Below are 10,383 nucleotides of genomic sequence, written 5' to 3'. Positions count from 1 at the left end.
GCCCCATGTGCGACACATCGAACAGGCCCGCTTCGGTCCGGGTCCAGATATGTTCGGCCATCACGCCTTCATATTGCACCGGCATTTCATAGCCGGCGAACGGCACCATCCGCGCGCCGAGGCCGCGGTGCCAGTCGCCAAGCGGTAATTGTTTCAGATTTTGGGTATTTTCACTCATCATATTTCCGCATCAAGAAGACAGCCCGCAGCAAAGCCCTGCAAAACTGCCCCCTCTGTCACGGAACCTGAGAGTTTTCCTTCCTTCGCTAAAGCTTCGGCGGACAAGCCCGCTGCAACCTCGACGAAGGAGGATTTCCCCTTCGGTGGCCCGCCATCGCTAAAGCTAGGGCAGACTCTTTCCAGAGTGCTTGTGAGACGGTTGCGGTCCGTTAGCCTGAGAGTTTCCGGGGCGGTTGCTCCTTCGGCGGCTTTTCGGTCTGCTGGGATAGAAAAACACTCTCCCGCAACGTCTCATGATCCTTGCCCGAAAGCTCCGATCATAAAGCAGCCTCTTGAGTGGATCAGCGGGCGAGTACTGTCAATGATTCTGTTGTGCGGTGCGGAATAAATTATGGGATCATCCCGGCACAGGCAGGAATCCAAACCGAATTCGGGAGTCACATCGCCGGCGGGTTAGGCCCTAGCCTCCGCTGGAGGTGACAAATTGATATGGATGTGGTGCTTTAAGTGGGCCTTCCCCCGATTTCAAACCATCGCCCAGACCGCATCATTCTCGTGCACAAATTCCCCCCGCACACTCTCCCCCATCAGCGCCAAAATCGCATCAGCAACATCGCTAGCCAGAATCGAGCGGTAGCGGCGGAATTTTCCCTGCAATAACAGGTCCATGATCGGGCTGGCGGCGATAGCGAGGCTTTCGGCGAGGCGGTTTTCGTTGGTGCGTTCGCCGCGCAGCAGGCCGGGGCGGATGATATCGAGGCGGTCGAACTTTTGGGCGCGGAGCAGGTCTTCGGCCTCGCCCTTGGTCTTGAGGTAGAAACTGGACGCGCTGCTGTCGGCCATGACCGAGGATATCGAGATGAAATGCTTTGTGCCCGATGCCTTGGCGGCTTTCGCCACGGCACCGACCAAATCGCGGTCAACCGCTGCAAAATCCTCTTTTGTCCCCGACTTTTTCATCGTCGAGCCGAGGCAGGATATCACTATGTCAGGTTTGATCTTTGCAATGGTTTTTGGCCAGTTTTCCTGTAGCTGGACATGGACCTTCGCCTTGCCGACATCCTCGCGATAGGGCCGCCGTAGCAGCAGATGGAGATTCTTGTCCGCACCCTGCTCGACCAGCTTGCGGGTGAGCAGGCCACCGATCAGGCCGGAGGCTCCGACGATCAGGATTTTATCGGCCATGGTCAGGGGTTCCTCGATGTGGCTGTTGATATACCGTCATAGCAGCGAAGGCTGCTATCCAAACCGATATTTGTGAGACTCGCATGATTGGTTTGATCCCCAGCCTTCGCTGGGGCGACGGGATCACTTTGCTTAAACCCGCTCGCCAAATATCTCCTGGTGCCGGTTGCGGGCATAGCGATCCGTCATCCCGGCGAGAAAATCGGCGATATGACGGATGCGGTCCGGTTCTTCCTCGGGCAGAGCCGAGGCCCAGCTTGTCGGCATCAATTCCGGCTGTTCGCGATAGGCTTTGACCAGATCGGCAACCATCATCTTGCCCTCTTCCGCCGCCGCCATCTGCTTGGGGTGGTGATAGAGATTTTCATACATGAAGCCTTTGAGCGCGCGTTCTTTCTCCGCCATCGCATCGGAAAAGCCGCCGATCATCTGACCCGCCTGCCGCACGTCCTGCGAGGACTGGACGCCCAGACCCTCGACGTTCGCGCGCGTGGTTTCCAATACATCATTGACCATCAGCCCGATCTGGTCGCGGATCAACTCCGGCAACAGCCGGTCGGGCGCCACATCGGCAAATCGGTCGCGGATCGCCTGCCAGCGTTCGGCAATGAACGGCAGTTCGAGCAATTGATCGAGCGTCAGCAGACCGGCTCGCATGCCGTCGTCAATATCGTGATTGTCATAGGCGATATCATCGGCAATCGCCGCGACCTGCGCCTCCAGCGACGGCCAGCTGTGCAGATCGAGATCCATTGCGCCATTGGCCGCTGCCAGCGCCCAGGTGGGTTTGTCCACCGGGCCATTATGCTTGGCCAGACCCTCCAGCATTTCCCATGTCAGATTCAGCCCGTCCCAGCGCGGATATGGGGTTTCCAGCAGGGTCAGGGTCCGGATGGTCTGGGCATTGTGATCGAAGCCGCCAAATTCGGCCAGAGCTTCCTGCAGCGCATCCTCGCCGGCGTGACCGAACGGCGGATGCCCGATATCATGGGCGAGACAGAGCGCCTCGGTCAGATCTTCATTCAGCCCCAGAGCCCGCGCCATCGTCCGGCCGATCTGTGCGACCTCTAGGCTGTGGGTCAGCCGGACCCGATAGTGATCACCATCGGGCGCGACAAAGACCTGGGTCTTGTGGCGCAACCGGCGGAAGGAAATACTGTGGATGATCCGGTCTCGGTCGCGCTGGAAATCATCGCGTGGGCCGCGGGTGACTTCGCGCTTTTCGTCGTGGAGCCGGCCCCGGCTTTCGCCCGGATCGCTGGCATAGCTTTGCAACTGGATCATTTGTTGAGCTCGTTGACCTCAACACCATCAGCGCTGGCCCAGGCGAAGCCGTCGCCACCATCCTTGCGATAATCCGCTTCGAAGGCCTTGGCCGCCTTGAAGTCGTCAAATGGTCCGATCACCAGCCGCCGGGTATTGCCCCACGGCGAGGTCCATGCCTTCTGGCTCTTGAACATATCCGGCTGTTTTTTTACCATCCGGCGATAATCAAATTTTAGCGCATTAAGGTTTGAACCGGTCGCAATCTGTACCCAGTAGCGCTTGGGATGCACCGGCTCCTTCGGTTTGACCGGGGCTTTTTCAGCTGGTTTGGCAATGATCTTGGGCTTCGGCTTGGCCGGTTCGATTTCGTCCAGATCGACCGGAACGACTTCGCTCCTGGTTTCCTGTTCCGGAATGTCGATGCCCTTGATGATGTCGGAAAGCCGTTTGGGTGCCGGGTCAGCCGCTGCCATCTCGACCGATGTCGGTCGCGTTTGCGCCAGATCGAAATTGACCAGATTGACCGGTCCGCCTGTTCTGGCCTCGGCTGCAGGCGGGCCTTCCGCCACCCGCCGGACTGCTGGCTGGGCTATGGTCTGGGGAACGGGCTGGCGGCCAGCGATTTCAACCTTGCGCTCCACTGTTTGCGATACCAGCACTGGAGGCTGGCTGACACCAAGACTGGTTGCAAAGCCGGCTGAAGCATTTTTGCTGGCCGGCTTGATTTCGGCGGTCTGGAACGGTTCTGGCTGGCTGCCTGCAGGTGCTGGCTCGGGCTTTGCCGCCAGTGGTGTAGGTGCCGGTGTGGGTGCCGGTTTAGCGCGCGCAAAGGCGGTCGCGCGACCGCTACTTGCAGGGGACGCCGCCGGCAATTCTGTCTCGGCCAGCACGACGACTTCTTTTTTGTTCGAACGCCGGGTTGATTTCCTGTCGGGCATTCTGCGGTCTGCGGCACCGGGACGCCGGCGCGGCGACTTGTCGGGCATGGCAAGCACACGAGGGCGCTTGGTATCAGCGCCGAAAGCCTCTCCGACGGGGATCAGGCCTGCATCCGCACCATCGCCCCCTCTGGCAGCCAGTGAGGATGCCAGTTGCACGGCCGCCACATCGACACCGATATTCTCGCTAGCGGGAAAATGGCCAAAATGAACGGCTGCGGCTTTCTGGGCTGCGGTCAGCTTGGGCATGCGGTCAAAAAAGGGTTTGATGGCTTTCGCCATTCTCCGCTCCATCGTCTGGTCGACGATATTGTCCGCGTCCTTTTTCCTGCCATTCATGGCATAGATGAACGCCCGGTTGCGCCAGGCATCACGGTCGCTTTTCTGGAGCAAGGGACTGAGCTGTGCTTCGGCCAGTTCAACGTCGCCGCTAATCCCCAGCGAAATCGCATAGCGCTCGATCAGCTGATCGTCGCTGCCTGATCGCATCGCCAGTTCATAATCTTTCTGGGCATCCCGGTTCCGTCCGATAAGGTCATAGGCGAGACCGCGATCCGCCGCGATTTCGCGCGCCGCTATGCCATTGACAACCGCTTGATCAAAATAGCGGATCGCACCAAATGGATTTTCCTCTGCCAGCAGCGCCCTGCCAAGGCCGGCCTTCACCCGGCCGCTGGAGGAATAGATCTGGTCCGCCTTGGCAAGGAAACCGATAGCCGCGCGCATATCGCCCAGTTCGAGCGCCGCCAGCCCGGCGTCGGCGAGGGCAGAGGAGTCATTGGAATCAAGCGCAATGCGGCGCAGCGCATCCTGCAGATTCTCGCTGTTGGACTGAGCGCTGGTTTGGGCAACGGCGGGCAACTGGGGCACAATTGTGCCCAGGAACGCCGCAGAAACGGCCAGCATGATTTTGAATCTATGTTTCACAAGATATATAAAGGAATGATTGCGCATGAAATCAATCGTTCCCTCGAGCCAGCAAGGCCAGTGGTGGCACGCGAAAGACAAACTCCCTCGCGCCGCCCCATCAGCCGTTCAACCCAATCCGCCAGAACCAGAATTTACTGGTTATTCTGCCGGTTCAGAAACCGCGGGATGTCGAGTGGATCGCGGGCTTTGTCATCCTCGCCATCATCGGCTTCATCGCTCTTTGATCCACCACGAGTGAGATTGGACATCCGTTCGAACAACGTCCCACCACCGGTGGCAACGCGCGGTGCTGGCGGCGCTGGACTTGCTGGAGTGCTCGCAGACGCTTCCTCTTCATCGTCGCGCTGAATGGCGTCGTCCCCGAGCACAAGCTCATCCTCCTCGGGAGTGGAATCTGCCGATGCTATCCCGGGTGTCAGCGATGCAAAGGATGGAGTCGCGCTAAGATCATCATCATCGCCGTAAGTTGCGACCGGAGTCGCTGGCGCCGCTGGCTCAGCTTCCGCACTTGGCTCTGGTTCGAATGCGGTTTCGGGCTCCGGTGCGGAACCCTCTTCGCTTTCGTCGCTTGCGATGGATGAAGCAAAGCTGGGTGCAGCCGGAGCTTCTTCCGATTTCCGTGCCGGGCTGCTCATGGCAAAGGAAGGTGCTGGTGCGGATGACGACCTGCTGCCGTCACTATCAATTCCGGTGGCGACAACCGAAACCCGGATACGGCCATCCAGATTCGGGTTAAAGGCACTGCCCCAGATGATATTGGCGTCTGGATCGACCAGCTCGCGAATATGATTGGCTGCCTCGTCGACTTCCATCAGACGCATATCTTCGCCGCCAGTGATGGAGACGATAACGCCCTTGGCGCCCTTCATCGACACACCGTCGAGCAAAGGATTGGCAATGGCTTTTTCGGCGGCTTCCAGCGCACGTCCGTCGCCTTCCGCTTCGCCCGTGCCCATCATCGCCTGGCCCATTTCGTGCATCACGCTGCGCACGTCGGCAAAGTCGAGATTGATCAGGCCCGGCATCACCATCAGATCGGTAATGCCGCGGACGCCCTGTTGCAGCACTTCATCAGCGAGCAGAAAGGCTTCCTTGAACGTGGTGTTCGGATTGGCGACCAGGAACAGATTCTGGTTCGGAATGACGATCAAAGTGTCGACATTCTTCTGCAGCTCCTCGATGCCCGCTTCCGCTGCTTTCATCCGGCGCGTGCCTTCGAAAGTGAAGGGCTTGGTCACGACGCCGACGGTCAAAATGCCGCGGTCACGCGCCGCTTTGGCAATCACGGGTGCAGCGCCGGTACCGGTACCACCGCCCATGCCGGCCGCGATAAAGCACATATGCGTGCCTTCCAGCGCCTGTTCGACCAGATCGATGGTTTCTTCTGCTGCCGCACGACCGACTTCGGGACGCGATCCGGCACCCAGGCCCTGGGTAATATCGGGGCCGAGCTGGATACGCCGCTCGGCGGTAGAGCTGTTAAGCGATTGCGCGTCGGTGTTGGTGACGATGAATTCAACGCCTTCGACCTGCGCTGCAATCATGTTGGCAATGGCGTTGCCCCCTGCTCCGCCGACACCGATAACCGCAATTTTCGGTTTCAGTTCTTCGACTTCCGGTGGGCCAATATTGATACTCATCTCACTGTCTCCCGAGACATTTTATCGTGCTGTCATATTTGTTTAACGCTTTGCACAAATTTCACGCCGGAATCACCCGAAAAGTTAATTTATTTTCATCAAAATTCTAAAAATTTCCCCTGATCGCCGACAGCAGCCGCCCGAACATGGCAGATCCACCATATTTGTGAACATTTTGATGACTTCCGGACATGAAACGCAGATCGACCGGTTCCTGCGCGGCATAGAGCGCCAACCCGGCGAGACCAGCAAAGGCAGGACCGCTATGGGCTTCCGGCAGCGCGCTTAGACCGGTCGGGCGACCGATGCGCACCGTGCGTCCCAGCGCCGACTGCGCATAATCGGCAATACCCTTAAGCTCGGCACCGCCGCCGGTGAGCACAACCTGCCGGCCAACCGGTCCGGTAAAGCCCAGTTCCTTCAAAGACCGGCCGATTTCACCGATCAGATGGTCCAGCCGTTGCCGGATGACCGCGATCAGCTGCGCCCGGGTAATCCGTCCCTCTTCCTCTGAATGTTCGCTGCCTTTGTCGAGATCAAGATTGATCACATCATGATTGTCGCGCGGACTGGTCGTGGCGGAACCATAGAAACATTTAATCCGCTCGGCCTGGGCGCGCCGCAAGCCAAAGGACGAGGCGATATCGTCGGTGATATCGGCGGCACCATAAGGCAGGGTCGTCAGGCCGACCAGCATGCCACCGGCGAACAGCGAAACATTGGTTACTTCCGCGCCCATTTCGACCAGCGCCACACCAAGTTCCCGCTCTTCCCTGGAAAGACAGGCGGTGCCGACTGCGATCGGCGATGCGACAATCGATCGCACATTGAGATGCGCCCCGCGCACGCTCATCTCGATATTGCGGACCGGCGAGGCTTCGGCAAGAATGACGTGGATATCCACGCCGAGACGATCTGCGTGCAGACCTTTCGGTTTCTTGACCCCGTTCAGGCCATCGAGCGTATAGAGCGCCGGTTGGGCGTGCAGAACCATCTTGCCCTTGGGATCGATGCTGTTGCGGCCGGCATCGAGCAGCAGATCAATATCTTCCTGTTCGATCCGGTGACCACCCAATTCGGTTTCGACCGAAGTCAGCATGCTCTGCAAACCGCCAGCGGAAAAGCTGACCCAGACGTCGTCGATATTGGTTCCGGCGATGCGCTCTGCCTGTTCCACGGCGTCCCGGACATCCATTTCAGTCGTCTCGGTATCGGCGATATAGCCGCGTTTCACGCCCTTGCTGGCGCGCTGGCCAGTGCCGAGAACGGTCAATTCGCCATTGTCCATCCGCCCGGCTATCATCGCCGAAATTTTCGACGAACCGATATCCAGCGATGTGAAGATTTTTTCTACCCGTGCTGTCATGAGTCTATTCCTTCACTTCGATCATTATCATCACCATGCACTTTGACTATTTGGGCACTCAACTATTTGGCCAATCAACTCTCCGGATCTTCCGGTTCCTGTTTCGGCGGCATCCGCAGATAGGCACGCTCGGCGTCGCGCAGGTCAAAATGGACCACCCCGCGCCCGAGCAGACGATTGACGCCATCCATGCGCGCAAAATTCAGCAAGGCCGCCGAGGCCGTCTCTTCGCCTTCGGGCAGGGCCAGCGTCTCGCCGCTATCAAATTCCAGATCCCAGCGCCGGTTGCCGATCCAGGTCGCTCCGGTCACCATCGGGCGTAGCGCAGGTGCGACGTCGAGCAGCTCATCCAGCTGGGTAAATTTCAGATTGGCTTTCTTGCCAACGATGACCGGCAAGTTCGGGATTTCTGCCTTGGTGATTTCCTCCAGCGGATAGCCGGTTTTGTCGATCAGCGAGAGCTGGCCCTGATTTTGCCAGACAGCGACAGGCTCACGTTCGACAATATCCACGACCAAAGTATCCGGTAGCCGGCGAGAAATCCGGGCATCCTTGATCCAGCCATTGGCCAGCAGGGCTTCGCGGACCTCGTCAATGTCGACCAGCAACATCGAACGGTCTTTCTGCGCCAGGGTGATTTCGTAGACTTTCAGCTCGTCAATGCGGTTGACGCCGGTCACCTCGACCCGCTTCACTTCAAAACCGGCCTTGCCGACCGCTGCAGCGACCTCGGCCTTGATCCGTTCATTGATGCCGGAATAATGGGCAACGCTATAGGCGCCGAGAATGAACACCGCGACCAGCCCCCAGGTCAGGCCTTTTTGCACCTGTGCTTCGGTGACCGGCATCGCACGCAATATCTTGTCGAAAATCGAGACTTGCCGGACCTTGCGTTTGGCATGTTTGCGCGGTTTCCCCCGGGCCTGCCGATGGGTGCGTTTCTGGGTGGCTGTCATAACGCTTCTCTCACGATCAGTTCGACCAGCTGTTCATAGCTGATCCCCATTTGCTTGGCCTGTTCGGGAACCAGGCTGAGCGGGGTCATGCCGGGCTGGGTGTTTGTTTCTAGCACAAAAAGGCCGGCAGCGCCCTGTTCATCATCCCAGCGAAAATCGGTGCGCGACGTGCCCTTGCACCCCAGAATCTGATGGGCCCGCAGCGCATAGTCGAGACATAATTTTTCAATCTCTGCGGGGATTTCGGCGGGGCAGACATGTTGGGTCAGGCCTTCGGTATATTTGGCAGCATAATCATAGAAGCCCTGCGCTGTTTTCAATTCGGTCACGCAAAGCGCCTTGCCGCCCAGAACGGCGGTGGTCAGTTCGCGGCCCTTGATGAAGGGCTCTGCGAGTAATTCGTCAAATTCCTGCCAGGGGCCGGCAACGTCGCGGCCAATCGGATTGCCATAATTGCTGTTATCGGTCACAATCGCGACACCAACAGAGGAGCCTTCGTTGACCGGTTTCAGGACATAGGGGCGGGGCAGCGGATCGGCCTCATAGAGACTGGCGCTGGAGATTATCTTGCCTTTGGGCATCGGGATACCGGCTGGCACCAGCTGCTGCTTGGTCAGTTCCTTGTCGATCGCGATCACCGAGGTAGCGAGTCCGCTGTGGGTATAGGGAATCTGCATGAGATCGAGCATTCCCTGGACGCTGCCATCCTCGCCCGGCACGCCGTGCAACGCGTTAAAAACCACGTCAGGCTTGATGCTGTCGAGCACGAGCGCGACATTGCGGTCCATATCGACGCGGGTCACCTGATGGCCGTTTTTCTCCAGCGCATCGGCGATACCATTGCCGCTGCTCAGAGACACTTCGCGTTCGGCGGACCAGCCACCCATGAGAACTGCGATGTGGAGGCTCTTTTTGTCTTTGGCGGTCATGCTTCATTTCCCACGCGCTGGATTTCCCATTGCAGCTCTATGCCCGAATGCGCCTTGACCCGCTCGCGCACTTCTTCGCCGAGCGCTTCAATATCCGCAGAGGTCGCGCCGCCGAGGTTGATCAGGAAATTGCAGTGTTTTTCCGACACTTGCGCCTGGCCGATTTGCAGGCCACGGCAGCCGGCTTCATCAACCAGTTGCCAGGCTTTCCTGCCCTCGGGGTTTTTATAGGTGGAACCGCCGGTCTTGGTACGCAGCGGCTGCGAGGCTTCGCGCTCTTCGGCGATGCGTTTCATCTCGGCGCCAATGGTCGCAGGATCACCGCTTTTGCCGACGAATGTTGCGCTCACGACAATGGCCCCTTCGGGCAGGGCCGAATGGCGATAGGTATAGCCCATATCGGCAAGCGAAATGGTCACCAGATCACCGTTGCGCAGGATCACGTCAGCGCTCTGCAATATGTCACAGACTTCCCGGCCATAGGCTCCGGCGTTCATGCGCACCGCGCCGCCGATGGTGCCGGGAATGCCGCGCAGAAATTCCATCCCGGCGATGCCATGATCGCGAGCCGTGCTGGCGGCCGAAATACCGGGTGCGCCGGCACCGCAACGCAGCGTCATTCCATCCGCTTCGATACCCGCGAAAGCCTTGCCCAATCGGACCACCACGCCCTGGATGCCCCCATCGCGGATTATAAGGTTGGACCCTAGGCCCAAGGGCCAGACCGCAATCGCCGGATCAAGATCGCGGAGAAATTGCTGCAAATCGTCGATATCTTTTGGTTCGAACAGCCATTGAGCAGTTCCGCCGCTCTTGAACCAGACGAGCGGCGCCAGCGGTGCGTCTTCGGTCAACTTGCCGCGTGTGACAGGGAGGGCAAGAGTGGTCATACATCCACGCCATTCAAATCGAGGCCGTTCGCACTGAGCTTGTCGAAGTGCAGCTCAAGACGAGAATTGTCCTTCGACAGGCTCAGGACGAACGGCAAGCCGC

8 protein-coding genes, 1 pseudogene and 1 riboswitch are annotated in these 10,383 nt (G+C 58.8%); all 9 genes and pseudogenes read right to left on the bottom strand.

Annotated elements, in window-relative coordinates:
- Positions 1 to 178 (bottom strand): annotated as a pseudogene (locus V7665_RS05585) (glycine cleavage system aminomethyltransferase GcvT); the annotation flags it as partial.
- Between the two features lie 194 nt (positions 179 to 372).
- Positions 373 to 474, bottom strand: a riboswitch (glycine riboswitch).
- Positions 475 to 705: 231 nt separating this feature from the next.
- Entirely contained in the window at positions 706 to 1,365 is a 660-nt protein-coding gene (locus V7665_RS05580; RefSeq protein ID WP_335663550.1) for an NAD(P)H-binding protein, read from the bottom strand.
- 132 nt (positions 1,366 to 1,497) lie between these two features.
- Positions 1,498 to 2,649 (bottom strand): deoxyguanosinetriphosphate triphosphohydrolase, encoded by a 1,152-nt coding sequence (locus tag V7665_RS05575; RefSeq protein WP_335663549.1) that lies wholly within the window; start codon positions 2,647 to 2,649, stop codon positions 1,498 to 1,500.
- The gene (locus tag V7665_RS05570) at positions 2,646 to 4,475 is read right to left on the bottom strand and encodes an SPOR domain-containing protein (protein WP_335663548.1); all 1,830 of its coding nucleotides are present in this window, start codon (positions 4,473 to 4,475) and stop codon (positions 2,646 to 2,648) included. Before V7665_RS05570 ends, V7665_RS05575 begins: the two co-directional genes overlap by 4 nt.
- A 155-nt stretch (positions 4,476 to 4,630) precedes the next feature.
- Positions 4,631 to 6,139, bottom strand: a complete 1,509-nt coding sequence (gene ftsZ, locus V7665_RS05565; RefSeq protein ID WP_335663547.1) for a cell division protein FtsZ — start codon at positions 6,137 to 6,139, stop codon at positions 4,631 to 4,633.
- Positions 6,140 to 6,245: 106 nt separating this feature from the next.
- Positions 6,246 to 7,505: a cell division protein FtsA gene (gene ftsA, locus V7665_RS05560; protein ID WP_335663546.1), complete on the bottom strand. Its 1,260-nt coding sequence runs from the start codon at positions 7,503 to 7,505 to the stop codon at positions 6,246 to 6,248.
- A gap of 74 nt (positions 7,506 to 7,579) precedes the next feature.
- Entirely contained in the window at positions 7,580 to 8,461 is an 882-nt protein-coding gene (locus V7665_RS05555) for a cell division protein FtsQ/DivIB (RefSeq protein ID WP_335663545.1), read from the bottom strand.
- Positions 8,458 to 9,390 (bottom strand): D-alanine--D-alanine ligase, encoded by a 933-nt coding sequence (locus tag V7665_RS05550; protein ID WP_335663544.1) that lies wholly within the window; start codon positions 9,388 to 9,390, stop codon positions 8,458 to 8,460. Before V7665_RS05550 ends, V7665_RS05555 begins: the two co-directional genes overlap by 4 nt.
- Positions 9,387 to 10,280: a UDP-N-acetylmuramate dehydrogenase gene (gene murB, locus V7665_RS05545; protein ID WP_335663543.1), complete on the bottom strand. Its 894-nt coding sequence runs from the start codon at positions 10,278 to 10,280 to the stop codon at positions 9,387 to 9,389. The genes V7665_RS05550 and murB overlap by 4 nt, the downstream gene beginning before the upstream one ends.
- Between the last annotated feature and the right edge of the window lie 103 nt (positions 10,281 to 10,383).

The organism is Parasphingorhabdus sp. (genome assembly GCF_036964675.1).
Taxonomy (GTDB): domain Bacteria; phylum Pseudomonadota; class Alphaproteobacteria; order Sphingomonadales; family Sphingomonadaceae; genus Parasphingorhabdus.
This window is presented reverse-complemented; position numbering and strand designations above follow the sequence as displayed.